The sequence below is a fragment of the Ornithinimicrobium humiphilum genome (assembly GCF_006716885.1).
In the GTDB taxonomy this organism is placed as follows: Bacteria; Actinomycetota; Actinomycetes; order Actinomycetales; family Dermatophilaceae; genus Ornithinicoccus; species Ornithinicoccus humiphilus.
This window is the reverse complement of record NZ_VFPU01000003.1, coordinates 84,223-109,260: the sequence shown is the minus strand read 5'-3', so window position 1 is coordinate 109,260 and position 25,038 is coordinate 84,223. Positions and strand designations below refer to the sequence as shown.

General features: G+C 72.7%; 22 protein-coding genes and 1 pseudogene. 14 read left to right on the top strand and 9 right to left on the bottom strand.

Translation table 11 applies throughout. The annotated features are described in order from the left end of the window. Positions 1-133 precede the first annotated feature (133 nt). Complete coding sequence (locus FB476_RS15590) at positions 134-1,333, bottom strand: multidrug effflux MFS transporter (protein ID WP_238329832.1); 1,200 nt, start codon at positions 1,331-1,333, stop codon at positions 134-136. After that, positions 1,330-1,995, bottom strand: coding sequence for a membrane protein YczE (gene yczE / locus FB476_RS15585; protein ID WP_141821098.1), 666 nt, complete (start codon positions 1,993-1,995; stop codon positions 1,330-1,332). The genes FB476_RS15590 and yczE overlap by 4 nt, the downstream gene beginning before the upstream one ends. A gap of 91 nt (positions 1,996-2,086) precedes the next feature. On the opposite strand from yczE, the gene FB476_RS15580 reads away from it, so the two are divergent. Continuing rightward, positions 2,087-3,832 carry an alpha-amylase family glycosyl hydrolase gene (locus FB476_RS15580; protein ID WP_238329831.1) on the top strand — a complete coding sequence of 582 codons (1,746 nt, stop codon included), beginning with the start codon at positions 2,087-2,089 and terminating at the stop codon, positions 3,830-3,832. A gap of 13 nt (positions 3,833-3,845) precedes the next feature. Here FB476_RS15580 and FB476_RS15575 read toward each other — a convergent pair whose 3' ends face one another. Next, positions 3,846-4,532 carry a response regulator transcription factor gene (locus FB476_RS15575; RefSeq protein WP_141821096.1) on the bottom strand — a complete coding sequence of 229 codons (687 nt, stop codon included), beginning with the start codon at positions 4,530-4,532 and terminating at the stop codon, positions 3,846-3,848. 96 nt (positions 4,533-4,628) lie between these two features. Here FB476_RS15575 and FB476_RS15570 point away from each other — a divergent pair, with 96 nt between their 5' ends. Beyond that, positions 4,629-5,483 carry a glycosyltransferase family 2 protein gene (locus tag FB476_RS15570; RefSeq protein WP_141821094.1) on the top strand — a complete coding sequence of 285 codons (855 nt, stop codon included), beginning with the start codon at positions 4,629-4,631 and terminating at the stop codon, positions 5,481-5,483. A 220-nt stretch (positions 5,484-5,703) separates the two neighbouring features. Here FB476_RS15570 and FB476_RS15565 read toward each other — a convergent pair whose 3' ends face one another. From FB476_RS15565 to FB476_RS15540, 6 genes are read right to left on the bottom strand one after another with little or no spacing between them, the layout of a single operon-like run. Then, positions 5,704-8,490, bottom strand: a complete 2,787-nt coding sequence (locus FB476_RS15565) for a multicopper oxidase domain-containing protein (RefSeq protein ID WP_141821092.1) — start codon at positions 8,488-8,490, stop codon at positions 5,704-5,706. Then, positions 8,490-9,650 carry a hypothetical protein gene (locus FB476_RS15560; RefSeq protein ID WP_202877059.1) on the bottom strand — a complete coding sequence of 387 codons (1,161 nt, stop codon included), beginning with the start codon at positions 9,648-9,650 and terminating at the stop codon, positions 8,490-8,492. The genes FB476_RS15565 and FB476_RS15560 overlap by 1 nt, the downstream gene beginning before the upstream one ends. Then, positions 9,647-10,048, bottom strand: a complete 402-nt coding sequence (locus tag FB476_RS15555; RefSeq protein WP_238329830.1) for a hemerythrin domain-containing protein — start codon at positions 10,046-10,048, stop codon at positions 9,647-9,649. Before FB476_RS15555 ends, FB476_RS15560 begins: the two co-directional genes overlap by 4 nt. 50 nt (positions 10,049-10,098) lie before the next feature. Then, positions 10,099-10,389 (bottom strand): DUF2249 domain-containing protein, encoded by a 291-nt coding sequence (locus tag FB476_RS15550; RefSeq protein WP_141821088.1) that lies wholly within the window; start codon positions 10,387-10,389, stop codon positions 10,099-10,101. A 55-nt stretch (positions 10,390-10,444) separates the two neighbouring features. After that, a complete protein-coding gene (locus tag FB476_RS15545) occupies positions 10,445-11,842 on the bottom strand; it encodes an MFS transporter (protein WP_141821086.1) in 1,398 nt (465 codons plus the stop codon). A 12-nt stretch (positions 11,843-11,854) separates the two neighbouring features. Beyond that, positions 11,855-13,234, bottom strand: coding sequence for an MFS transporter (locus FB476_RS15540; RefSeq protein ID WP_141821084.1), 1,380 nt, complete (start codon positions 13,232-13,234; stop codon positions 11,855-11,857). 262 nt (positions 13,235-13,496) lie between these two features. Here FB476_RS15540 and FB476_RS15535 point away from each other — a divergent pair, with 262 nt between their 5' ends. The 12 genes and pseudogenes from FB476_RS15535 to FB476_RS17025 all read left to right on the top strand — a co-directional run bounded on the left by FB476_RS15535 (position 13,497) and on the right by FB476_RS17025 (position 24,988). Then, complete coding sequence (locus FB476_RS15535; RefSeq protein WP_141821082.1) at positions 13,497-14,321, top strand: helix-turn-helix transcriptional regulator; 825 nt, start codon at positions 13,497-13,499, stop codon at positions 14,319-14,321. Next, on the top strand, positions 14,318-18,025 hold the full coding sequence (locus FB476_RS15530) for a nitrate reductase subunit alpha (RefSeq protein ID WP_141821080.1): 3,708 nt from the start codon (positions 14,318-14,320) through the stop codon (positions 18,023-18,025). The genes FB476_RS15535 and FB476_RS15530 overlap by 4 nt, the downstream gene beginning before the upstream one ends. Before the next feature lie 35 nt (positions 18,026-18,060). Next, positions 18,061-19,821 (top strand): nitrate reductase subunit beta, encoded by a 1,761-nt coding sequence (gene narH / locus FB476_RS15525; protein WP_141821078.1) that lies wholly within the window; start codon positions 18,061-18,063, stop codon positions 19,819-19,821. Further along, positions 19,818-20,591, top strand: coding sequence for a nitrate reductase molybdenum cofactor assembly chaperone (gene narJ, locus FB476_RS15520; protein WP_202877058.1), 774 nt, complete (start codon positions 19,818-19,820; stop codon positions 20,589-20,591). Before narH ends, narJ begins: the two co-directional genes overlap by 4 nt. Beyond that, a complete protein-coding gene (narI, locus tag FB476_RS15515; protein ID WP_141821077.1) occupies positions 20,588-21,334 on the top strand; it encodes a respiratory nitrate reductase subunit gamma in 747 nt (248 codons plus the stop codon). The genes narJ and narI overlap by 4 nt, the downstream gene beginning before the upstream one ends. Continuing rightward, entirely contained in the window at positions 21,331-21,717 is a 387-nt protein-coding gene (locus FB476_RS15510) for a cupin domain-containing protein (protein WP_141821075.1), read from the top strand. Before narI ends, FB476_RS15510 begins: the two co-directional genes overlap by 4 nt. Positions 21,718-21,740: 23 nt before the next feature. Next, entirely contained in the window at positions 21,741-22,880 is a 1,140-nt protein-coding gene (locus FB476_RS15505) for a ThiF family adenylyltransferase (protein WP_202877057.1), read from the top strand. Between the two features lies 1 nt (position 22,881). Beyond that, entirely contained in the window at positions 22,882-23,499 is a 618-nt protein-coding gene (gene mobA, locus FB476_RS15500; RefSeq protein ID WP_141821073.1) for a molybdenum cofactor guanylyltransferase, read from the top strand. Between the two features lie 5 nt (positions 23,500-23,504). Beyond that, the gene (locus FB476_RS15495) at positions 23,505-23,744 is read left to right on the top strand and encodes a MoaD/ThiS family protein (RefSeq protein ID WP_141821071.1); all 240 of its coding nucleotides are present in this window, start codon (positions 23,505-23,507) and stop codon (positions 23,742-23,744) included. A 110-nt stretch (positions 23,745-23,854) separates the two neighbouring features. Further along, positions 23,855-24,034, top strand: coding sequence for a hypothetical protein (locus FB476_RS17035; RefSeq protein WP_238329829.1), 180 nt, complete (start codon positions 23,855-23,857; stop codon positions 24,032-24,034). Between the two features lie 26 nt (positions 24,035-24,060). Continuing rightward, positions 24,061-24,225, top strand: a pseudogene (locus tag FB476_RS17030) (MFS transporter); the annotation flags it as partial. Positions 24,226-24,304: 79 nt separating this feature from the next. Continuing rightward, positions 24,305-24,988, top strand: coding sequence for an MFS transporter (locus FB476_RS17025; protein ID WP_238329828.1), 684 nt, complete (start codon positions 24,305-24,307; stop codon positions 24,986-24,988). The last annotated feature ends 50 nt before the right edge of the window (positions 24,989-25,038 follow it).

Here is a 25,038-nt window from a genome sequence, read left to right as displayed (position 1 = left end):
CTCGCCGGGCGCGGCTGGCGGCTCCCGCTCGTGGCTCGTCCCTCGCGGGTCGGACAAGGTTGTGCCGCTGGTGCGCCGTCGCGAACGACGTCCGACCGGCACAACCTTGCCTGGCGCGGGACCCGCCTGCCGCTCAGGCCGGGGTCGCCACCGCCCGCCGGTGCCACCGCCAGAGCGTCGCCCCGACGGCCGACAGCGCGGCGCTCGTCAGGGCCGCCGTGAGCAGGCTGCCCGTCACCAGCGGCGCGAGCACGCCGGCGAGCAGGGCGTTGGAGATCAGCACGGCGAAGGCCGACATCGAGGCGGCCGACCCGAGCCGGTGCGGGAAGAGGTCGAGCAGCGCCAGCTGCAGGACCGGGAAGGCCACGCCGATCGCCGTCCCCAGCAGCGTCGGCCCGACGAGCACCCACGGCAGCCGGGGTGCGAGGGCCGCGAGGGCGACGTTGGCGGACGCGGCGACGAGCACGAGGATCATCGTGCGGTCGACCAGCACAGGGCCGGAGACCCGCCCGGCGACGCGACCGCTGATCCAGGAGCCGACGGCCATGCCGCCCACCAGCGGCACGAAGAGCATCCAGAAGTCCTGCTCGCCCAGCCCGAGCAGGTCGACGACGATGATCGGCGCGGCCAGCACGTAGAAGATGTAGGCGCCGAAGGTCGCCACCATCGCCACCGAGAGGCGCAGGAAGGTGAAGGACCGGGCGACCGCCCAGAGGCCGGCGAGGATCGGGCCGACGCGCAGGGGGACCCGGTCGGCCGGGTCGAGGGTCTCGGGCAGGACCAGCACCATGGCCACCGCGACCACGAGCGCGTAGGTGCCGACGAACCAGAAGATCACCGGCCAGGTCCCGAGCTGGAGCAGCCAGCCGCCGATGATCGGCGCCATGGCCGGCGCGATCGCGAAGATCAGCATGACCTGGCTCATGAGGCGCTGCGCCCGAGCCCCGGAGTAGAGGTCGCGGATCACCGCGCGGCTCACCACCGTCGCGGCCCCGGCGAAGATCCCCTGCACCCCGCGCCCGACGAGCAGCCAGCCGAGGGTGGGGGCGAGCGCGCAGACCACGGAGGCCACGACATACCCGAGGAGCCCGACGAGCATCACCGGCTTGCGGCCCAGGGCGTCCGAGAGCGGCCCGTGCAGGACGCTCATCGCGGCGAAGGAGAGCAGGTAGACGCTCGTCACCTGCTGCAGCGAGGCGGCGTCGGCGTCGAACTGTTCCCCGAGCGAGACGAAGCCGGGGAAGATCGTGTCGATCGTGAAGGGCCCGAGCATGGCCAGAGCGGCCACGACGGTCGTCACGGCCCAGGCGGGAGGCGCTCCACGAGCCCTCACCGGCGAGGACCCTCCGGCAGCTCCACGGTGAACAGCGGCAGGAAGAAGTGCGCGAGCGGCCCGATGAGGACCGCGTAGAGGACGGTGCCGAGACCGACGACCCCGCCGAGCAGCCACCCCACGGCCACCACGACGACCTCCAGGACGGTCCGGACCAGCCGGATCGAGCGCCCGGAGACGCGCGCCAGCCCGGTCATCAGCCCGTCGCGCGGGCCGGGGCCGAACTGCGAGCCGATGTACATGCCGGTGGCCACGCCGTTGAGGAGGATGCCGCCGAGCAGGAGCAGGACCCGCCACCCGAGCTCGTCGGTCTCCGGCAGCAGGGCCAGCGTCAGGTCGGCCGACGGGCCGATGAGCAGGGCGTTGAGCACGGTCCCCAGGCCCGGGCGCTGCCGCAGCGGGATCCACAGCAGCAGCACGAGGATCGAGACGCCGACGACCACCGTGCCGAAGCTCAGCGGCAACTGCTCCTGCAGACCCACGTGGAGCACGTCCCAGGGGATCAGCCCCAGCACGCTGCGCACGACCATCGCCATCGAGGCGCCGTAGAGGAAGAGCCCGACGAGCAGCAGCGTCAGCCGGGGCGCGAGCCGGCCGGCGCGCAGCTGCTCGATCGGGCCGAGGTTGGCCAGCTGGCGCCTCGGGGCAGGGGTTCGGAACACGAGCGCCAGTGTGCCGGACGAGGGGCGGGCTGCCCCGGTCAGCCCTACAGTGAGGACGTCCCCTCGTCCCGACCCGCAGGAGAACACCGCCATGAGCGAGCACCGGCCCGGCATGGGCGCCTTCCCCGTCGACGGGGGATTCGCCTTCCGCGTCTGGGCCCCGCACGCCGACGCCGTCGCCGTCGTCGGCGACTTCAACGGGTGGGACGGGTCCGCGCACCCGATGACGGCCGAGGAGAACGGCCACTGGTATGCCGAGGTGCCGGGCGCCGAGCACGGCCAGGAATACCAGTTCCTCCTCACCAACGGCGAGGCCAGCTTTCTGCGGATCGACCCGCGAGCGCTCGCGGTGACCAACTCCGTCGGCAACGGCATCCTCTACGACCAGGGCCGCTTCGACTGGGAGGGCGACGAGCGGTTCGACACCCCGGCGCAGCACGAGCTCGTCATCTACGAGACCCACATCGGCTCGTTCATGCCCACCCCCGAGGGTGGCCCGGCCGACCTGCACGACCTCAGCGGCCGCCTCGACTACCTCCACGGTCTGGGCGTCAACGCGATCGAGCTCATGCCGCTCATGGAGTTCGCCGGCGACTACTCCTGGGGCTACAACCCGGCGCACGTCTTCGCCGTCGAGCACACCTACGGCGGCCCGGACGCCCTCAAGACCTTCGTCCGGGAGGCGCACCGCCACGGCATCGCGGTCCTCGTCGACGTCGTCTACAACCACTTCGGGCCCAGCGACCTGTCGCTGTGGCAGTTCGACGGCTGGAGCGAGGACGGCAAGGGCGGGATCTACTTCTACAACGACGAGCGGTCGAACACTCCGTGGGGCGACACCCGCCCGGACTACGGCCGGCCCGAGGTGCGCGCCTTCATCCTCGACAACGCCCGCATGTGGCTGCGCGACTACCACGCCGACGGCCTGCGCCTCGACATGACGCCCTACATGCGGCACGTCGACGGCTTCAGCGGCGACATCCCCGAGGGCTGGGCGACGATGCGTGCGGTGGGCGAGCTGGTGCGCACCGAGTTCCCCGGTCGCCTGGCCATCGCCGAGGACCTGCACGCCGAGCCCGCGGTCACCTCCGTCGAGGAGGGCGGGGCCGCGATGCACGCCCAGTGGGACAGCGAGTTCGTCCACCCGGTGCGCGAGGCGCTCATCACTCCCGCCGACGAGGACCGCTCGGTGCCGGCCGTCGCGAAGGCCGTGCTCCACCGCTACCAGCACGCCTTCGACCGCGTCGTCTACGTCGAGTCCCACGACGAGGTCGCCAACGGCAAGGCCCGGATCACCACCGAGGTCGCCGGCGACGACTCCGACGGCTGGCACGCGCAGAAGCGCGCCACCCTGGGTGCGGCGCTGGTCCTCACCGCCCCGGGAATGCCGATGCTCTTCCAGGGGCAGGAGTTCCTGGAGGACGAGTGGTTCCGCGACACCGTGCCGCTGGACTGGGAGCGGGCCTGGGCCTTCCGCGACATCACCCAGCTCTTCCGCGACCTGGTCTCGATGCGCCGCAACCTCGACGGCACCTCCGCCGGTCTGACCGGCCCGAACACCACGCTCGTCACCCTCGACGACGACGCCAACCTGCTCGCCTACGTGCGCTCGACCGACGACGACCAGCACGTCCTCGTCGCGATCAACCTCACCGCCGAGCCGGTGCAGCGCGAGGTGGAGGTGCCCGGCAGCCACTGGCGCCTGGTGCTCAACACCGACGCCAGGCGTTACAGCCAGCTCTTCGGGGACCACCCCACGCCGGACCTGGTCGTCGAGGACGGGCGCGCCATGCTCGACATCGGCCCCTACTCGGCCGCGCTCTTCCTGCCGGCCTGAGGCGGGGGCGAACTCAGGGCCGCAGGTCGCTCCGCGCGCTGCGTGGCGCCATACCGTGCTCGACCCCCCAGCGCACCGCCTGCGACCGGCGGGTCACCCCGATCTTGCGGTAGGCCTGCCGGATGTAGGTCTTGACCGAGTTGATCGACAGGTAGGTGCGCTGCGCGATCTCCTCGTTGGTCAGGCCCTGGGTGATCAGCGCGAGCACCTCGGCCTCACGGCCGGAGAGCCCGGCGGCGCGCCCGGGCCAGTCGCCCGTGGCCTGCTCGGGCGCCACGTTCGTCACGACGTCCGTGCCGTCCCCACCTCGGTCGGCGGTCCCGGACACCACGACCTCACCACCGGCGACCCGCTCGATCGCGTCGACGAGGTCCTCGGCGGGGGTGCTCTTGGCGAGGAAGCCGCAGGCCCCCTTGGCGAGCGCGGCGTCCACGAGCTCGCGGGGCGTGTCCCAGGTGAAGACGACCACCCGCCCCGAGCGTCGGTCGGCCACCACCGCGTCGAGGTGCTCGTCGGGCACCGGGTGGCCGGCGAAGGTGTCGAGGAGGCTGACGTCGACCGGGTGGCGGAGGTCGCCGTCGATGTCCAGCTCGACCACCTCGACCCGGTGCCGGTAGGGCTCGAGCATGGCGGCCAGGCCGCGCACCACGACCTCGTAGTCGTTGAGGATCGCGATGCGCACGGGGCGGGGAGCGCTCATCCAGGCAGGATAGGGGGTGGTCGGACCGTCGTGCCGCACCCGTGCCACACCCCCAGGGGGGTGGCCCGACTTGAACCGCGCGACTAGGCTCGGGGCGTGTCTTCGACAATCGCAGTTCTGACCATGGCCAAAGGTCGTCATGACCACCTCCTGGGCCAGGTCGACGGGTTGTCCGTCGGCTCAATGCCGCCTGTCGTCCACGGCGTCATCTCGATGGGCGACCGCGACCTGACCCGGGGCCGCCTTCCCCTCGGCACCGACCGCTGGCGCACCGTGGTGCGCCCCGTCCAGTCCGACCGCCGCGCCCTGCCCTTCGCCCAGGCGCGCAACACCGGTGCGGAGATCGCCGCCGAGAACGGCGCCGACCTGCTGTTCTTCCTCGGTGGCGACATCATCCCCGGCAAGCGCGCGCTGGAGCGCTTTTCCGACGCCATCGCCGCCGGCCCGCCGGAGGGCGCGACCGGCCCGATCGTCTGGCAGGGCCCCCTCCTCGACCTTCCGCCGGTGGAGAACCCCGCGCTGGGCTACCCCTTCGGTCGCCTCGCCGAGATCGCCACGCCCGTGGCCAGCGACCCGCTCCTGGAGCCGGGGCAGCTCGCGGTCGAGACCGACTGGGGCCACTTCCGCGGCTACTCCTTCGCGATGACCGTCGCCGACTTCGCCGAGGTCGGCGGATTCTGCGCCGACTACGCGGGGCACGGCCTCGAGGATGCCGACTTCGCCGAGAAGCTGAAGCGGGCCGGCGGCTCGCTGGTCTGGGTCGGCGGCGCCGCCTCCTACCGCCAGCCCGTCCCGGCGCCGGAGATCGCCGACGAGCTGCGCATCGCCCTGCGCCACGCCACCACCTGGCGGGCGCGCTGGGCCGAGGACCCCGACCACCCGCTCTTCGACCGGCTGCTCGGCGCCGGCGTGCTCCAGCGCGCCGAGACCGGCGGATTCGTCGCCGTCTGACGCTCCCGGCTGCTCATCCGGTCCTCGTGGTTGCGAGCGTGATCCCGAAGGGCCTTCGGACCGCTCCCGTCGCGGCGGGGGAAGAGCTCCACCGAGCGGCCCCGGGCTGTTCGCATCCCGGGGCCCAGGGCGCCTGCATCCTCGGACTCGGGGTTGAGGATGCAGGCGCCCGCCTGTCCCGGCAGACCCTGACCGAGCGGGCCCCGACCCGGGGGGTGCGTCAGTCGCTCACCCGCACGAACCCATGGGCGCCCCGCTCGGCGTCGACCATGACGTGGGTGACCACCGGATAGGTGCCCGCCTCGGGGAAGGTGAGCTCGACGAAGCCGCCCTGGGCCGCCTGCAGCCCGAGGGCCTGCGAGCCCGCGCCCTCCGCCTCCGGCCCGAGCAGGTAGGCACCCTCGGAGTAGACGGTGTCGAACTGCCCGCCCACCACGTGGAAGGAGCTCGCCCGGTTGGGCCCGGCGTCGAGCACCCAGATCCGCACCCGCTCGCCCACGCGGGCGGTCAGCACGTGCTCGTCGTACTGGTTGGCGATCCCGTTGAAGGTCACGAACGTCGGCCGCTCGGCCCCGATCGCGTCGGCGTCCACCTCGGCCGCCTCGGCGCCGCCCTGCCCGGTCCCCGCCGCGAGGTAGACCTCCGACTGGACGAGGACGTACTCCCGGTCGACCGCGGGCAGCCCCTCCGCCGGCTCCACGATCACCGCCCCGTGCATGCCGGCGGCGATGTGGCTGCTCATCGGCATGGTGGAGCAGTGGTACATCCAGATGCCGGCCCGGGTGGTGGTGAAGGTGTAGACCAGCGACTCGCCCGGCGGGATGGTGCGCATCGGCTCGTCGGGGGCCAGCGCACCGGCGTGGAAGTCGATGGAGTGCCCCATCGTGCCGTCGTTGACGAGGGTGATCTCGAAGGTGTCGCCGACCTTGCCGCGCAGCGTCGGCCCGGGCACCTGCCCGTCGAACGTCCAGCGCAGCTGGGTGACGCCCGGCGCCACCTCGAGCTCCTGCTCGGTCGCACGCAGCGTGAGACGGTGGGTGGTCCCGGCCGGGGTGGTCAGCGGCGGCAGGGCCGGGTCGACGGGATCGGCGACGGAGGCCTCCGGGTCCAGCACCACCGTGGGGTATGCCGTGCCGTCGGCGGCGCCCGCTCCTGCGGCGGCGCCGTGGCCCCCGTGGTCCGCGGCGGCGGCGCCGGACGGATCCGGGTCCGCCCCGGCCGCCGGTGTCCCGCCCTCGTCGACGACCACGACGTCGAGGACCATTCCCATCTGGCGGTGGCCGACGATCGTGCACCAGCCCTGGGCCGACGCTCCCACGACACCCAGGTCGAGGGTGGCGGACTCGCCTGCCCCCAGCCGGGGCGTGCGCTCGCCGAGCAGCTGCAGGTCGTGCACGTTGGTCGGGTCGGTGTTGGTGAGCTCGACCACGAGCCGGTCGCCACGCGGCACCTCGATGCGGGAGGGCTCGAAGCGCATGTCGACGGCCGACACCTGCACGGTCGTCGTCCGACCGGTCGGCTCGACGACAGACGCCGCGACGTCGCCCGCGCCGGCGACCCCGCCCAGGCCCGCGGCCGCGGGGTCGAGCGCGACGCCGACCGAGACCGCGAGCACGAGGGCCGAGACGGCCGCGACGAGCTGGCTGCCCGACCAGACCGAGGGCAGGTGGTCGGGACCGCCGGGGGCCGTGCCGGGGGAGGGGGTGGCGCCCGCCGGCCGCTCGCCCCGGGTGCGGGCCGCCTCGACCTCGCGCCGCGCCCGCACGGCGGCCAGGATGCCGCCCAGCATGAGCGGCACGAAGGTCGCCAGGGCCACCACGACCAGGATCGACAGGATCACCCGGACGATGCTCGGCACCGGCAGGAGGCACAGCAGCAGCCCACCGTTGACGACGACCAGCCGGGCGGTGCCCCAGCGGTCGAACCACGCCTGCCCCGCCCGCACGACCGTCTTGCCTCCTCCGAGCGCGCTCGGCACCAGGTAGGACAGGGCTCCCGGCAGCAGCTGCGCGGCGAAGCCCACGACGAGGATGGCGGTCGTGGTCCCGAAGCCGTCGGTGAACTCCGCCCACGTCTCCGTGGTCGACAGCCGCACCAGGAGAACGACGATCCCCGCCAGCCACCAGACCAGCGACAGCCCGACCGACGCGGGCGCGAACTCCCGCGGACGGGCCGTCCGCGCCGGCGCCAGCACGGCCGAGCCCCACCACAGCAGGGACACGGCATAGAGGGCGAGGGCGGCGACCGTCACCCACCGCAGGTCGGCCAGCGCGCCGGCGACGAGGAGGCCGACCGCACCGACCAGCCCGGGCAGCGCCTGCTCGGCCCGGCGCTCGGCCCGCGGCCCGATCGTCGTGCGCAGCATCGTCGGCCAGAGGGTGAGCAGCGTGCCGGTGACGGTCAGCCCGACCCAGCCGAGCACGTTGACGGTGATGTGCGCCAGCAGCAGCCGGCCGTGGGTCCGGTCGTCGAGCCCCAGGGCCAGGGTGGCGCCCAGCGCGATGCCGACGGGCAGGCACACGGCGGCCGCGAGGTAGTAGCGCACCGTGACGCGGAAACGACCCGGCAGCGCGGCACGGAGCCGGCGGAAGAGCTGCACCCCGTGCCAGACCACGGCGGTCGTCACGAGGGTCGCGCCGACCACCGTCACCGGCCAGGTGGCCGTCGGCACCCCGACGAGCACGGTCGCGGTCCCGACCAGCAGCAGGACCAGCCGCCGGCTCTGCTGCCGCCGCTCGTCCAGGCCCGGCGCGGTCTTGAGCAGCGCCTGGGTGAAGTGGGTGCTCCAGACCATGATCGAGTGCGTCAGGGCCCCGAGCAGGACGAGGTGCACCATGAGCCACCGCGATCCCGGCAGGAACGGGTGGACGAGCGTCGTGACCACGGCCAGCACCATCCACAGCAGACCCGGGTAGTCGCGCAGCGGCCAGCGCCCGCGCGCGCCGCGCCCGGAGGTCGGGCGGGCCGGGGGCGCGGGACGCGAGGGGGACATCGGCAGGGTGGGCATCAGGCGTGCTCCTCCGGAGCGGTCGGTCGGGGGACCGCGGCCATGGCCGCGGGAGGGGTGTGCGGTGCACGCTCCGGTCGGCGGCGTGCGGCCACGGCCGTGCCGACCGTGACGAGGAGGAAGAGCAGGACGGCGGCGACGTTGGCGACGAGCGCGACCTGCCAGCCGTCCGACGCGTCCCGGAGCACCGTGACCACCCGGGCCAGCAGGCTCGTGTGCAGTGCGGCGAGCGGCACCCACATCGGCGTCGAGTAGGGCAGCCGGGCCCGCAGGACCGCGGGCAGGATGACCGGCGCGTGGGCCAGGATCATCGACATCGCGAAGCCGAGGAAGGTCGCGTGGACGACGACGTCGTAGCCCGCCGTCGTCGGGTCGGGGGAGCCCAGCACCGCCAGGCCGAGGCCGGCGACGAGCAGCCAGCCGTAGCCGAGCAGCAGGGCCGCCGCGGCGAACCGGGGCAGACCCGTCGAGCGGACCAGACGGCGGGCGACGTCGTGCTGCAGCAGCCACAGCGTCAGGGCGACGAGGACGACGCCCTGGGCCCGCCCTCCGAGGGAGGGCCACAGGAGCGCGGCCAGGGCGGTGCCGGTGAGGACGGCGGCGAAGGCGGTCAGGGCGCGGTGCGCGCCGGTGGGCATCGCGAGGCGGGCGAGCTCGACGCGCTCGGCGGCGATGGTCAGCACGACGAAGGCGACGAGCAGCGGCACGACCGCCGCGACCTCGAGCCGGGTCAGCAGCAGGGCGGCGCAGGCGGCGAGCACGGCCCCGAGCGCCTGGACGCCGACGAGCGGGTCGCCGTTGCGTCGGCCCAGGGCGCCGTAGACCACGACGAGGAGCACCAGGCCCTGCACCATGAGCAGGCGGCCGAGGAGCGGGTCGGGGAGCACGACGAGGGCGAGGGCTCCCGCCCCGAGCATCCCGGGGGCGAGCAGGCCCCACGCCGCGCGCAGGGCCACGGCGCGCTCGAGGGCGATCACCGTGCCGAGGAAGCCGAGCACCATGAGGGGCCCGTGGAGCAGGGCGAGGCGGGGGCTGCCCGCCGGGGCCGGCACGCCGGCCAGGGTCAGCGCGGCGTCGAGGCCGGCGAGCAGGGCCAGCCCGCCCGGGACGAGCAGGAGCGGGGCCCAGCGGGGTGCTCGGGGAGGACCGGCGACGCTCATGCCACCGGTGGGGGCGTCACGTCGTCGACCTCCTCCCAGTCGGGCCCCTCGAGCGCGATGGCGGAGGCGGGGAAGAGGCCGTTGTCCTCCCGGTCGATGTGGTGCCGCAGGTCGTGCAGGAAGCGGTCGACCAGCGCGGGGTCGCCGGGGTCGGCGCCCCGGATCGCCGCCAGCTGCGCGTCGAGCGTCGTGTGCTCGGCGCAGAGGCTGTCGATGTGGTCGGTGAACTCCTCCTGCCGCCGCATCACCGCGAAGAGGCCGACCTCCTCGCTGCGGGTGTGCGGGTGCAGCAGGCCCTCCACCCGGTCGGCGGCCGCCGCCACCTGCGAGGGGTCGCCCCCCTCGCAGGCGCGGCGGAGCTCGCCGGCGGCATTGATGATCTCGGTGTGCTCGGCCATGAACCGGCCGATCACCGAGATCGACTCGCAGCCGCAGTAGGTGCACATCGTCAGGCGGAGCGGGTGAAGCGCAGCGTCCAGGCCTCGGGGCCGCGGACGAGGTACTCCCACGTCAGCGCGTCGCCCTCGCGGTCGGCGATCTGGGCCAGCAGCGGCAGCGGGTCGTGCGGGGCCACGAGGTCCATCTGGGCGCCGGGGCGGACGCCGGACAGGGCGCCGAAGATCGTCGCGTGCCGGATGGCGTGCGGGATCTCGCGGGCGTCGAGCGCGGGCACGCCCTCGTCGGTGCAGCCGCAGCCGCAGCCTCCCTCGCGGACGGCGGAGATGGGCAGGTCGGTCATGGGGGTTCCTCTCGGTGGGGTGGGGTGTGGCGGGGTATGCCGTGCGCCGGCTCGGTCAGCCGGGCTTCGGGGCGCCGGGGCGGGCGTAGCGCCACCAGGTGATCGCGACGCACATCACGGCCCAGGCGATGCCGATGACGTAGAAGGCGGTCGGGCTCATGATCGTCAGGCCGACGCCGAAGAGGAACGGCCCGAAGGCGGCGATCGCGGCGGTCCAGCCGATGACGCCACCGGCCTGTCGGCGCTCGAAGATCATCGGCATCTGCTTGAAGGTCGAGGCGTTGCCGATGCCGGCGAAGAGGAAGATCGCGATCATGCCGAGGAGGAAGTGGCGGAAGTCGCCGCTGAGGGCCTCGGCCGAGCTGGTGTCGGGGGTCAGGGCCGGAATGGTGATCGCGATCGAGCCGATGAGGCCCAGGCCCGAGATCAGCGTCCAGATCGCGCCGCCCATCCGGTCGGTGAGCGGCGAGAAGAGCACACGGGCGCCGGCGCCGACGAGCGGGCCGAGGAAGACGAAGGCCGCCACGTCCGGCACGTCGTAGCCGGCGACGAGCATCTGGGCGTCGGCCCCCGCACCCTGGACGATGTCGGGGTTGCCGATGCCGTAGAGGTTGGCCATGAGGAGGCCGAACTGCGCCGACAGCCCGGAGAAGGTGCCGAAGGTCATGATGTAGAGCAGCGTCATCCACCAGGTGTCCTGGTTGCCGAAGATGTCGAACTGCTGGCGGATGTTGGCCTTGACCGGCACCGACTTGAGCATCGTCCAGGCGAGCACCGCGCCGACCACCATGAGCGGGATCCACACGAAGGCGGCGTTCTGGTACCAGACCTCCTGCGGCTCCTGGCCCGGGAAGGTCATCGACTGGCTGCCGCCGAAGACCGCCAGCGCGCCGAGGCCGATGAGGTAGGGCGTGAGCAGCTGGACGAAGGAGACGCCGAAGTTGCCGATGCCCGCCTGCAGTCCCAGGGCGGTGCCCTGCTTGCGCTTGGGGAAGAAGTAGGAGGTCGAGGGCATGAAGCCGGAGAAGACGCCGCCGCCGATGCCGGCGAGGAAGGCCAGCACCATGAGCTCCCAGTAGGGGGCGGTCGGCTCCTGCACGCGCACGCCCCAGCCGAGCGTGGAGGCGATGAGCAGCAGCGTGCTCAGGCTCACCATCTTGCGCGTGCCCATCATCGGCGGCAGGACCATCCACACCAGGCGGAAGAGGCCGGCGGCCAGGCCGGGCATGGCGGCCATCCAGTAGAGCTGACCCTGGCTGAAGGTGTAGCCGAGGGCGTTGAGCTTGGGGATGATCGCGCTGGGCAGGAACCAGGCGACGAAGGCCAGCGTCAGGCAGAAGGTGGTGATCCACAGGGTGCGCCAGGCCAGCCCGCTGTCCCAGGTCTCCTCGTTCTCGGGGTCCCAGGACTGCAGCCACTCACCTCCGGTGCGGCGGTCGTCGACGGTGCTCATGGGCAGGTCTCCTCAGAGGGTCGTGCCGACGGCCACGGCGGCCGGGGCAGGGGCGGTGGGGACGGGGGCCTCGAGGTCGTCGGAGACCTCGGGGGAGCGCTCGTGCAGCATCCGCACGACCGTCAGGTGCATCCACACCAGGCAGACGGCGGTGAGCAGGAAGAGCACGAAGAAGGTCGAGGTCGGGAAGCCCGACCACGCCTGGGTGTAGGCGAACAGCGGCGGCAGGAAGAAGCCGCCGAGACCGCCGAGCATGCCGACCAGCCCGCCGACGGGGCCGACGGCGCCGGGGAAGTACTCGGGGATGTGCTTGTAGACGGCGGCCTTGCCCACGCCCATGGCGCAGCCGAGCAGGAAGAGCAGGGCGGTGAACGGGACGATGTGCATCGCGTAGGCCAGGTGCTCGGTCCGGCTGCCGTCGGCGTGCTCGATGACGACGTGGCCGTTGGGCATCATGAGGAGGCCCGTGGTGACGAGCATGACCACGAACGTGCCGTACATCGCCCGGCGGGCGCCCCAGCGGTCGGAGAACCAGCCGCCGACGGGCCGGAGCAGCGAGGCCGGGAAGATGAACAGCGCGGTGAGCAGCCCGGCCGTCGTGAGCGAGACCCCGAAGTTGTTCATGTAGTAGAGGGGCATCCAGGCCGACAGCGCGACGTAGGCGCCGAAGACGGCGACGTAGTAGAGGCTGAAGCGCCAGACGCGGGGCTGCGACAGCGGCGCGAGCATCTCGCGCAGCGGCCGGGTGGCGCCGGGCATGCGGTCCTGGGACGGGGTCACGACCCAGAGCACGACCGCCATGACGAGCAGCAGCACCGCGTAGACGACCGGGATGAGGCGCCACCCGCCCTGCAGCCCGAGCACGACGGTGGTGCCGGCCGTGGCGGCGATGATCGGCGGGCCGATGAACTTGGTCACCGACGCTCCGACGTTGCCGGCGCCGAAGAGCCCGAGCGCGAAGCCCTGGCGCTCACGGGGCGCCCAGGCGGCGTTCCACGCGATGCCGACGCTGAAGGCGTTGCCGGCGAAGCCGACGAGGAAGGCCAGCACGAGCAGCATCGCGTAGCTGTCGGCCCGGCTGACCAGGAAGGCCGGCACGGCCGTGACCGCCAGCATCACCGAGAGCACCTTGCGACCGCCGACGCGGTCGGCCAGCATCCCCGCCGGCAGTCGCCACAGCGAGCCGTTGAGGACGGCGACGGCCGAGACCCACGACAGCTGGGTGTCGCTGAGGCCGAACTCCTCCTGGATCGGCTTGCCGAGGATCCCGAACATCAGCCAGACGGCGAACATCAGGGTGAACGCCACGGTGGACGCCCACATCACCCGGGTGGATCCGTTGCGGTCGGCCCGGTCCGGGGCGGTGCCGGACGTCGAGGGGCTGCTGCTCATCTGCGCTCCTGATTTGGAGGATAAAGATCATCGAAATGGCTGCCGAGTGTGATCCTACACCGCGTAGGAGTATGCTGCGGACAACCGCCCGGGCGGATGGCCCCGTGCTGATTTACGGCACGGAAGGTTGCTCTTATAACCGGGTTTGACCTGCGACGACACTCGTAGGATAGTTCCGGGCCGACGCCCGGGGGAGGTAGTTGCCACCCCCGGACGGCAGCCCTAGATTGTGCGCAACCGCTCATCCAAAAGGACCCTCGACATGACGAACTCGGTGGACGGCAGGGCCTCCCTGCTCGCCTCGGCCGTGCGGCGCAGGATCGTCGAGCACCTCGCCGCGCTGCCCCGGCTGGCCCTCGAGGGCCAGCCCACGCGCTCGAGCGGGATGACCGCGGCCGAGCTCGGCGAGGTCCTGGGGCTGCATGCGACCACCGTGCGTTTCCACCTCGACCAGCTCGTCGCGGGCGGCCTCGTCGAGGCGCACTTCGTGCGGGCGGGACGCGTCGGGCGGCCTTCCAAGCGCTACTTCGTCGCGCGGGAGGAGGTGCCGGTCGAGAGCGCGCCGCAGGTGGGCCCCTACCAGGTGCTCGCCGGGCTGCTGGCCGGCGCGCTGGACCCGGCGGGGGAGACGCCCACCCCCGAGGAGGCCGGTCGGCGCTGGGTCCGCGAGCGCCTGGGTGTCGTGCCCGACGTGACGGGGCCGCGGGGAGAGGCCGCACCGGCCGCCACGACCGGCGAGTGGCTGGCCGCCGTCGGCGGGGTCGTCGACCTGCTCGAGGAGTGGGGCTACTTCCCGGACCTCGAGGTCGACGGCCGGCAGGGTGACGCCCACCTCGTGCTGCGCGACTGCCCCTTCCTCGACCTCGCCCGTGTGCGCCCGGAGGTGGTCTGCGGCGTCCACCGCGGGCTGCTGCGCGGGGCCCTCGAGATGGCCGGCGAGTCCGGCGCCCGGGTGACGCTCCAGCCGTTCACCGGGCCGCGCACCTGCCAGGCCCACCTGCGGCGCGACCGCGACCGCCCCTCCGACCGACCCACCAATCCGACCGAGCCCCTGCCCACCGGCACCGACCAGGAGACCCCCCGATGAGTGACGTATCGACCCCGCGCCTCGACGGCCCCCTCAGCGACGCTCTCGTCGGCACCCGCCGGTTCTTCACCCGGGGGACCGTCTCCGACGACCGGCGCACGCTGCGCCTGGAGGGTGGCCGCTCCGGTGACGCCTTCTACCGCGACCGCTGGAGCCACGACAAGGTGGTCCGCTCCACGCACGGCGTCAACTGCACCGGGTCCTGCTCGTGGAAGGTCTACGTCAAGGACGGGATCATCACCTGGGAGGCGCAGCAGACCGACTACCCCTCGGCCGGCGCCGACCGCCCCGAGTACGAGCCCCGCGGGTGCCCCCGCGGGGCCGCCTTCTCCTGGTACACCTACAGCCCGACGCGGGTGCGCTATCCCTACGTCCGCGGGGTGCTCCTGGAGATGTTCCGCGCCGCCCGGGAGGAGTACGGCGACCCCGTGCTGGCCTGGGCCTCGATCGTCCAGGACGAGGAGCGCGTGCGCACCTACAAGTCGGCCCGCGGCAAGGGCGGGCTGATGCGCGCCAGCTGGGAGGAGGTCGTCGACCTCGTCGCCGCGGCCTACGTCTACACGGTCAAGCGCTACGGGCCCGACCGGATCGCCGGCTTCTCGCCGATCCCCGCGATGTCGCCCGTCTCCTACGCCTCCGGCGCCCGCTTCCACGAGCTCGTCGGCGCCCCGATGCTGTCCTTCTACGACTGGTACGCCGACCTGCCCAACGCCTCCCCGCAGATGTTCGGCGACCAGACCGACGTGCCCGAGTCCGGTGACTGGTGGGACGCCGGCTACCTCATCATGTGGGGCTCCAACGTCCCGCTCACCCGGACCCCCGACGCCCACTGGATGACCGAGGCGCGCTACCGGGGGCAGAAGGTCATCGCCGTCGCCCCCGACTACGCCGAGAACGTCAAGTTCGCCGACGAGTGGGTCGCCGCCGCGCCCGGCACCGACGGCGCGCTCGCGATGGGGATGGGGCACGTCGTCCTGCGGGAGTTCTTCGCCGACCGGCAGGTCGACTTCTTCACCGACTACAACCAGCGCTTCACCGACCTGCCCTTCCTCGTCACCCTCGACGAGGCCGACGACGGCAGCTACCGGCCCGGCAAGTTCCTCGTCGCCGGCGACCTGCCGGACCACCCGGAGTCGGGCAGCGAGAACGCCATGTGGAAGCCCGCCGTGCTCGACGGGGCGACCGGGGAGATCGCGATCCCCAACGGCACCCTCGGCCACCGCTTCGGCGACGAGGGCCTGGGCCGCTGGAACCTCGAGCTCGGCGACCTGCGCCCGGTGCTCACCCTCCACGGCGTCGCCGACGGCGCGGTCGAGGTGGCGCTGCCGCGCTTCGACAACCTCGAGGGCCACCAGGTCCTGGAGCGCCGCGGCGTCCCGGTCCGCCGGGTCGGCGACCGTCTGGTCACCACCGTGCTGGACCTGCTGCTCGCCCACTACGGCGTCGGCCGCGAGGGCCTGCCGGGGGCGTGGCCGACCGGCTACGACGACCCGTCCGCACCGGCCACGCCGGCCTGGGCCGCCCAGGTCACCGGCGTCCCGGAGGAGCAGATCGTGCGCCTGGCCCGGGAGTGGGCGCAGAACGCCATCGACAGCCAGGGCCGCGGCATGATCCTCATGGGCGCCGGCATCAACCACTGGTACCACTCCGACCAGATCTACCGTGCGCTCCTGGTGCTCACCTCGATCACCGGCTGCCAGGGTCGCAACGGCGGCGGCTGGGCGCACTACGTCGGCCAGGAGAAGGTCCGGCCGATCATGGGCTTCCAGCACCTGGCCTTCGCGCTCGACTGGGCCCGGCCGCCGCGGCACATGAACCAGACCGCCTACTGGTACGTCCACACCAGCCAGTACCGCTACGACACCTTCGACACCGACGGGGTCAACGGCGGGACCGGCGCCTTCGCGGGCCGGGCGACGATGGACCTGCTGGCGCAGTCGGTCCGCCTGGGGTGGACCCCGTCCTACCCGCAGTTCGACCGCAGCTCCCTGGACGTCGCCGACGAGGCGGCCCAGGCCGGGATGCCGGCGCCGGACTACGTCGCCCGCTCCCTGCAGGACGGCACGCTGCGCTTCGCCGTCGAGGACCCGGAGAACCCCGAGAACCACCCGCGAGTCCTCGCGCTGTGGCGCTCCAACCTGCTCGGCTCCTCCGCCAAGGGCAACGAGTACTTCCTCAAGCACCTGCTCGGCACCGACAACGCGGTGCGGGCCAGCGAGGCGCCGCCCGAGCTGCGCCCCCGCGACGTCGTCTGGCCGGAGCGGGCCCTGGAGGGCAAGCTCGACCTGCTGCTCACCCTCGACTTCCGGATGACGAGCTCCACGCTGTTCTCCGACGTCGTGCTCCCCGCCGCCACCTGGTACGAGAAGCACGACCTCAACACCACGGACATGCACCCGTTCATCCACTCCTTCAACCCGGCGATCGCCCCGCCGTGGCAGGCCAAGAGCGACTGGGAGGCGTGGAAGGCCATCGCGCGCCGGTTCTCCGAGCTGGCCGAGGACCACCTCGGCACCCGCACCGACGTCGTCACCAAGCCGCTGTGGCACGACACCCCCGAGGCCATGGCCACGGTCCACGGGCGGGTCCTCGACTGGCGCGACGGCGAGGTCGAGGCGGTGCCCGGCAAGACGCTCCCCGTCGTCGCCCAGGTCGAGCGCGACTACCCCGCGGTCTACGCCAAGATGACCTCGATCGGACCGCTGCTGGAGAAGGTCGGCATGGTCACCAAGGGTGTCGCCTACCAGGTGGGCCGCGAGGTCGACCTGCTCCGCCAGCGCCACGGCACCGTCGCCTCCGGCCCCGGCGCCGGCCAGCCACGGCTGGAGACCGACGTGCAGGTCGCCGACGCGATCATGCACCTGTCGGGCGTGAGCAACGGCCACCTCGCCACCCAGGGCTTCCGGTTCCTGGAGAAGCGGACCGGCACCCAGCTGCACGACCTGTCGGCCGAGCACGAGGGCAAGCAGATCACCTTCGCCGACACCCAGGCCGCGCCGGTGCCGGTCATCACCTCCCCGGAATGGTCGGGCTCGGAGAGCGGCGGCCGCCGCTACGCGCCCTTCACCATCAACGTCGAGCGCTCCAAGCCGTTCCACACCCTGACCGGCCGGCAGCACTTCTACCTCGACCACGACTGGGTGCAGGGGATGGGCGAGTCGCTGCCGACCTACCGGCCGCCGCTCAACATGACCACGCTCTTCGGCGAGGCCCCGCTCGGCTCGCAGAGCGACCACGAGGGTGCCGTCGCGGTCTCGGTGCGCTACCTGACCCCGCACAACAAGTGGTCGATCCACAGCGAGTACCAGGACAACCTCTTCATGCTCTCGCTCTCCCGCGGCGGGCAGACGATCTGGATGTCCGACGTCGACGCGGCCAAGATCGGGGTCCGCGACAACGACTGGATCGAGGCGGTCAACCGCAACGGCGTCGTCGCCTGCCGCGCCGTGGTCAGCCACCGGATGCCCGAGGGCACGGTCTTCATGCACCACGCCCAGGACCGGCTCATCGACGTGCCCCGCACCGAGACCAACGACAAGCGCGGCGGCATCCACAACAGCCTGACGCGGATCCTGCTCAAGCCGAGCCACCTCGTGGGCGGCTACGCGCAGCTCTCCTACTTCTTCAACTACATCGGCCCCATCGGCAGCAACCGCGACGAGGTGACGGTCATCCGCCGTCGCACCGCCCCGGTGACCTACTGACCGCCCCGGCCCCACCACATACAGGAGCGACGAACATGCGCGTGATGGCCCAGATGGCGATGGTCATGAACCTGGACAAGTGCATCGGGTGCCACACCTGCTCGGTGACCTGCAAGCAGGCGTGGACCAACCGCCAGGGTATGGAGTACGTCTGGTTCAACAACGTCGAGACGCGGCCGGGGCTGGGCTACCCCCGCGGCTACGAGGACCAGGAGCAGTGGAAGGGCGGCTGGATCCGCACCGACAACGGGCGGCTCAAGCTGCGCGGGGGCGGCCGGATCAACAAGCTGCTGACGATCTTCTCCAACCCCAAGATGCCCTCGATCCAGGACTACTACGAGCCCTGGACCTACGACTACGAGACGCTGCTCAACGCGCCGGCGCAGGACACCTTCCCGGTGGCCGTCCCGCGCTCGCTCATCTCGGGCAAGCAGATCAACATCGAGTGGTCGGCCAACTGGGACGACGACCTCGGCGGCTCGCAGGAGCACGCGGTCAAGGACCCGATGCTCAAGGGCCTCGAGGACAAGGTCAAGCTCGAGTTCGAGCAGACCTTCATGTTCTACCTGCCGCGCATCTGCGAGCACTGCCTCAACCCCAGCTGCGCCGCGTCCTGCCCCTCCGGCGCGATCTACAAGCGCGAGGAGGACGGCATCGTCCTCGTCGACCAGGACCGCTGCCGCGGCTGGCGGATGTGCGTGACCGGCTGCCCCTACAAGAAGGTCTACTTCAACCACAAGACCGGCAAGGCCGAGAAGTGCACCTTCTGCTACCCCCGCATCGAGGTCGGCATCCCGACCGTGTGCGCGGAGACCTGCGTGGGCCGGCTGCGCTACATCGGCCTGATGCTCTACGACGCGGACCGCGTGCTGGAGGCCGCGGCCGTCGAGGACGAGCACGACCTCTACGAGGCGCAGCGCTCGGTCTTCCTCGACCCGCGCGACCCCGAGGTCGAGCGCGAGGCGCTGCGGGCCGGCATCCCGCAGGACTGGGTGGACGCCGCCAAGCGCTCGCCCGTGCTGCGGCTGATCAACGACTACAAGGTGGCGCTGCCGCTGCACCCGGAGTACCGCACCATGCCGATGGTCTGGTACATCCCGCCGCTGTCTCCCGTCGTCGACGTCATCAAGGACACCGGGCACGACGCCGAGGACAAGGACAACCTCTTCGCGGCGATCGAGGCCCTGCGCATCCCGGTCGAGTACCTCGCCAACCTCTTCACCGCCGGCGCCACCGCGCCGGTCGAGGCGGTGCTGCGGCGCCTGGCCGCGATGCGCTCCTACATGCGCGACATCAACCTGGGCCGCGACCCGCAGGCGCACATCCCCGAGGCGGTCGGCATGACCGAGGAGGAGATGTACGAGATGTTCCGCCTGCTGGCGATCGCCAAGTACGGCGACCGCTACGTCATCCCGACGGCCCACGGCGAGCAGGCGCACGCCCTCGAGGAGCTGGCGACCGACTGCCCGGTCAGCTCCTTCGACGACGAGCTGCTCGACACCTCCGGCCCGTTCGGCGAGGGTTCGGGCCGCGGCGCGGTCACCCCGGTCGCGGTCGAGAACCTCCGGATGCTGCAGGAGCGCTCCGGCTCCACGCTCGTCTCCGGCGGGCAGAAGCGCGGCCGCGTCAACCTGCTCAACTGGGACGGGCGGGGCATGCCCGAGGGGCTCTTCCCCGAGCGCTCCGCCGGGGAGGCGACGGCCGCGGCCGACCCGACCGACCCGCAGGCGCTGCTCGACGACGGCCAGGCCCGGCCCGACAACGTGGCCGGCGCCGACGGAGGGCCGCGGTCATGATGCCCTGGCGCCGCCACCGGAAGGCCGCCCCGACGCTCGACGCGCACCAGCAGGCCGACGCCTGGCAGCTGTGCTCGCTCCTCCTGGACCACCCCGAGGCCGGCCTGCCGGAGCAGCTGCCCGCGCTGCGCGCGGTGGTGGCCGGGCTGCCCGGCACCGTCGGGGAGCCCCTGGGCCGTTTCCTCGACCACGCCGAGCGGGTCGGGCTCGCCGAGCTGCAGCGCGACTACGTCGACACCTTCGACGTGACGCGGCGCTGCGCCCTGCACCTGACCTACTTCCTGCACGGCGACACCCGGAACCGCGGCGTCGCGCTCGTGCAGTTCACCCAGCTCTACCGCTCCCACGGGGTCGTGCTCGAGGGCGAGGGGGAGCACGCGGGCGAGCTGCCCGACTACCTGCCCGTCGTGCTCGAGTTCGGCGCAACCGTCGCGCCCGACGCCGCCTGGAAGGTGCTCAACGACCACCGGGTCGGCATCGAGCTGCTGCGTCGCGCGCTGGAGCGGCGCGACTCCCCGTGGCTCGACGTCGTGCGGGCGCTGCGGGCGACGCTGCCCGAGCTCGACGGCGACGACGAGCAGGCGCTCGCCCGGCTCATCGCCGAGGGCCCGCCGCAGGAGTCGGTCGGCCTCGACGACAGCCCCTACGCCGTCGACCCCGCGCTCGACGGCCTCCGCACCCCGCCGACCTCGGGCTGCGCGCCCGCCGGTGCGGCACCGCACACCCCTGAGTCCCTCGGCACCACCATCCCCGTAGGAGCCCCCCGATGAGCACCTTCCTCTGGGTGATCTTCCCGTACATCTGCCTGGCGACCTTCGTGGTCGGCCACGTCTGGCGCTACCGCTACGACAAGTTCGGGTGGACCACCCGCAGCAGCCAGCTCTACGAGGACAGGCTGCTGCGGATCGGCAGCCCGCTGTTCCACTTCGGGATGCTCTTCGTCGTGGTCGGGCACTTCATGGGCCTGGTCGTGCCGCAGAGCTGGACCGACGGGGCCGGGCTGAGCCACGAGGTCTACCACGTCGTGGCGCTCGCCGGCGGCATCCCCGCGGGCATCGCCGCGCTCGTCGGCCTGGCGATCCTCGTCTACCGGCGCCGCACCGTCGGTCCCGTCTTCCGGGCGACCACGGTCAACGACAAGGTCATGTATGCCGTGCTCGGCGTGGTCATCGTGCTCGGCATGTGGAACACCGTCGCGGGCAGCCTGCTCAACCTGGGCATCGCCGGCGACCACTACAACTACCGCGAGGGCGTCTCGGTGTGGTTCCGTCAGGTCTTCTGGTTCCAGCCCGACGCCTCGCTCATGTCGGGCGCGCCGATCGGCTTCCAGCTGCACGCGCTGGCCGCCTTCCTGCTCGTGGCGATGTGGCCGTTCACCCGGCTGGTGCACGTCTTCTCGGCGCCGCTGGGCTACCTGACCCGGCCCTACATCGTCTACCGCAGCCGCGACAGCCGGCCGGGCACGGCGACCGGCACCCGGGCGCAGAAGCGCGGCTGGGAGCGGGTCCAGTGACGGGGCCCTCCGGCCACCCGGTGCTCGGCGAGCTCACCCCGGTCGAGGACGACGCCTCGCGGGTCGTCGACCTGCTCGTCGAGGGCGAGCGGCTGCTGGAGCAGGCCCGCGTGCAGGGGCGCGGGCGTGCGGTGCGCTCGGTCGTGCGGCAGCCCGGGCAGAACGTCGTCCTGCTCGCGCTGCCCGCCGGCGGTGGCCTGCCCGAGCACGACGCCCCCGGCCCGGCCTCGCTGCTCTGCCTGACCGGCGAGGTGGTGCTGAGCACGGCCGGTGCGTCGTGGCGGCTGCCCGCCGGGTCGCTGCACGCGATCCCCGACGCGCGCCACGACGTGCTCGCCGAGGTGGACAGCCTGTGCGTGCTGACGCTCTCTGCCGCCCGGTGAGGCCGGTGCGTACGCTGCAGACCGTGACCACCCGCATCCCGCCGCTCGCCGAGCCGGGTCCCGAGCTGACCCCGACCCAGGTGTCGCGCTACTCGCGCCACCTGCTCGTGCCGGGCATGGGCCTGGACGCCCAGCGCCGGCTGCTCAACGCCCGGGTCGCGGTCGTCGGGGCGGGCGGCCTGGGCAGCCCGATCCTGGCCTACCTGGCCGCGGCGGGCGCCGGGCACCTCACCGTGATCGACGACGACGTCGTCGACGTCACCAACCTGCAGCGCCAGGTCCTGCACCGCACCGACGACGTCGGCCGGCGCAAGGCCGACTCGGCCGCGGAGTTCGTCCGGGGGCTCAACCCGGACGTCACCGTCGAGGTGCGGCACACCCGCATCACGCCGGAGAACGCCGAGGAGCTGCTCGCCGGGCACGACCTCGTGCTCGACGGCGCTGACAACTTCCCCACCCGGTATGCCGTGTCCGACGCCTGCGCCGCGCTCGGCCTGCCGGTGGTGTGGGCGGCCGTGCTGCGCTTCGACGCGCAGATCAGCGCCTTCGTGCCGGGTGTGGACGGGGCGGTCTCGCTGCGCGACCTCTACCCCGTGCCGCCGCTGCCCGAGGACGTGCCGTCCTGCTCCGAGGCCGGGGTGCTCGGAGCCCTCGTCGGACAGGTCGGCTCGATCATGGCCGGCGAGGCGGTCAAGCTGCTGTGCGGTTTCGGCGAGCCGCTCGTCGGGCGGGTGCTGCTGATCGACGCCCTCTCGCAGCGGACCCGTGAGATCCCGCTGCGCCCGGTCGGTGCGGTCGTGCCGCCCCGCGTCCCGGAGCCGGTCCGCGAGCTCGTGCCGCTCGACGAGGTCGAGCCGGAGGAGGTGGCCGCCTTGCTGAGGCGCACACCGCGGCCGGTGCTGCTCGACGTCCGCGAGCCCGCCGAGCACGCCCTCGGCACCGTGCCCGGCGCGCTGACGATCCCGGTGGGCGAGGTGCTGACCTGGGAGGACGGTCGTGCTCCGCTGCCCGACGGACCGGTCGTCGTCTACTGCAAGGCCGGCCCGCGGGCCCGGCGAGCGGCGGCCCACCTGGTCAGGATCGGCCACCCGGACGTGCGGGTCATGACCGGGGGCATGCTCGCCTGGATCGAGCGCGTCGACCCCTCGCTGCCGAGCTACTGACGTGCCGACGGTCGACCTGCTGGTGCTCGCCGGGGGCCGGGGCGCACGGCTCGGCGGCCGGGACAAGGCGGCGCTGACCGTCGCAGGTCGTCCGCTGCTCGACCGGGTGCTCGACGCCGCGCCCGTGCTGGGCGGCCGGGTGGTCGTCGTGGGCGACACCGTCGTGCCGGACGGGGTGCTGCGCACCCTGGAGGACCCGTCCGACGGCGGGCCGGTCGCCGGGATCGCCGCCGGGCTGGCGGCGCTGGGGGCCGGTGCTCCGTGGGTCGCGGTCGTGGCCGTCGACCAGCCGGGGGCCGCGGGGGCCCTAGAAGCGCTGGTCGGTGCCGTGGCCGAGGTCGGCGTCGACGTGGACGCGATCAGCCACGAGGACGCGGAGGGCCACCGCCAGTGGCTGCTCGCCCTCTACCGACGCGAGGCGCTCGAGGGTGCGCTCGCCGGGCTCGGCGAGGCACGGCATACCTCGGTGCGGCGGTTGGTCGCCGACCTGCGGTGGCGGACCGTCGCCGCCGGCGCGGAGCACGTGGGCGACGTGGACACCTGGGCCGACGCCGAGGGCTGGGAACGCCGCCTCGGATCTGTGACAATCGCGATGGACCGACCCGATCTGGAGGAGTGACGACGATGGCGACCGTGAGGTACTTCGCCGCTGCGGCGGAGGCGGCCGGCACCGAGACCGAGCAGGTCCACGCCGACGACCTGGGCACGCTGCTCGACCGGCTGGTCGAGCTGCACGGGGCCGAGCTGGGGCGTGTGCTGCGGCGCAGCAGCGTGCTCCACGAGGGGCAGTACGTCAGCGACCCGGGCCTGCCGCTGACCTCCGACGCGGTGCTCGACGTGCTCCCGCCCTTCGCCGGGGGCTGACCGTCCGGCGCGACCCTCGCGCGAGCCGGAGGTAGCGTCGCCGGGTCCGGAAACGACCCCGACGCAAAGGTTGCACCCGTGTCCCAGCCCGCCACCGTGCTGGTGAGGAGGTGACGCCCCAGCAGCGTGCCCGCGACCGCCGGGCCGTCGTGGCCGCCTCGCTCGGCAACGCCCTCGAGTGGTTCGACATCATCGTCTACGGCTCCTTCGCCGTGGTGATCTCCGAGCTCTCTTCCCCGAGAGCGACCCCACGGTCGCGCTCCTCGCCACCTTCGGCACGCTCGCCCTGACCTACTTCATCCGCCCGGTCGGCGCGATGGTCATCGGCAACTACGGCGACCGCCACGGGCGCAAGGCGGCGCTGACGCTGACGATCGCGCTCCTGACGCTGGGCGTCGGCATCATGGCGTTCACCCCGACCTACGCCACGATCGGCGTGCTGGCGCCGCTCCTCATGCTGCTCTCGCGGCTGATCCAGGGCTTCTCCGCCGGTGGCGAGTTCGGCTCGGCGACAGCCTTCATGATCGAGCACAGCCCGGACCGCAGCGGGTGCCCTTCGTGTGTTCGGCCTGCTCATCGGCCCCGTCGGCTGGTGGATCCGCCGCTCGATGGAGGACACCGCGGAGTTCCAGGAGGCCGAGAAGGTGGACGTGCCGCTCGGCACTGTGCTGCGCTCCCACCTGGGGCGCGTCTTCACCGCGGCCGCCCGCGTCGGCGTCGCGACGATGTCGGTCTACCTCATCCTCTACATGCCGACCTTCGCGGTCACCGCGCTCGAGCTGCCGGCCTACGCCGGCTACATCGGTGCCGCGATCGCCGGGCCCGTCACCTTCACGGTGTCGCCCTTCGTCGGGCACCTGGCCGACCGGGTCGGGACGGTCCCGGTCACGGCGGTCGCCGTCGTCGGCGCGGTCGTGGTCTACCCGCTCTTCCTCGTGCTCATCGCCAGCCCGAGCGTCCTCATGCTGACCGTGGTCGAGGTCGTGCTCGGCCTCGTCATGGCTGCGTACTTCGCCCCGCTCCCGTCGATGATCGCCTCGATCTTCCCGACCGAGGTGCGCACCACGGGTATGTCGGTGGCCTACAACGTCGGCGTCACGACGCTCGGCGGCCTGACCCCGCTGGTGCTGGCGTGGCTCGTCTCGACCATCGCCGACGTCAGTCCGGCGATCTACTACATCGCCGTCTGCGTGCTCTCCCTCGTCGGTCTGCTGCTGGCGCGAAAGGTCTACGGGATGCGCTGACGGGGTGGGGTGGGCCGGCGTACCCCGGCGACCACGCTCCGAGCCCCGAC

Coding starts and splice junctions, on each gene's coding strand:
- FB476_RS15580 (WP_238329831.1), top strand. CDS start 2,087: ATGAGCGAGCACCGGCCCGGCATGGGCGCCTTCCCCGTCGACGGGGGA.
- FB476_RS15575 (WP_141821096.1), bottom strand. CDS start 4,532: ATGAGCGCTCCCCGCCCCGTGCGCATCGCGATCCTCAACGACTACGAG.
- FB476_RS15565 (WP_141821092.1), bottom strand. CDS start 8,490: ATGCCCACCCTGCCGATGTCCCCCTCGCGTCCCGCGCCCCCGGCCCGC.
- FB476_RS15560 (WP_202877059.1), bottom strand. CDS start 9,650: ATGAGCGTCGCCGGTCCTCCCCGAGCACCCCGCTGGGCCCCGCTCCTG.
- FB476_RS15555 (WP_238329830.1), bottom strand. CDS start 10,048: ATGGCCGAGCACACCGAGATCATCAATGCCGCCGGCGAGCTCCGCCGC.
- FB476_RS15550 (WP_141821088.1), bottom strand. CDS start 10,389: ATGACCGACCTGCCCATCTCCGCCGTCCGCGAGGGAGGCTGCGGCTGC.
- FB476_RS15545 (WP_141821086.1), bottom strand. CDS start 11,842: ATGAGCACCGTCGACGACCGCCGCACCGGAGGTGAGTGGCTGCAGTCC.
- FB476_RS15540 (WP_141821084.1), bottom strand. CDS start 13,234: ATGAGCAGCAGCCCCTCGACGTCCGGCACCGCCCCGGACCGGGCCGAC.
- FB476_RS15535 (WP_141821082.1), top strand. CDS start 13,497: ATGACGAACTCGGTGGACGGCAGGGCCTCCCTGCTCGCCTCGGCCGTG.
- FB476_RS15530 (WP_141821080.1), top strand. CDS start 14,318: ATGAGTGACGTATCGACCCCGCGCCTCGACGGCCCCCTCAGCGACGCT.
- narH (WP_141821078.1), top strand. CDS start 18,061: ATGCGCGTGATGGCCCAGATGGCGATGGTCATGAACCTGGACAAGTGC.
- narJ (WP_202877058.1), top strand. CDS start 19,818: ATGATGCCCTGGCGCCGCCACCGGAAGGCCGCCCCGACGCTCGACGCG.
- narI (WP_141821077.1), top strand. CDS start 20,588: ATGAGCACCTTCCTCTGGGTGATCTTCCCGTACATCTGCCTGGCGACC.
- FB476_RS15495 (WP_141821071.1), top strand. CDS start 23,505: ATGGCGACCGTGAGGTACTTCGCCGCTGCGGCGGAGGCGGCCGGCACC.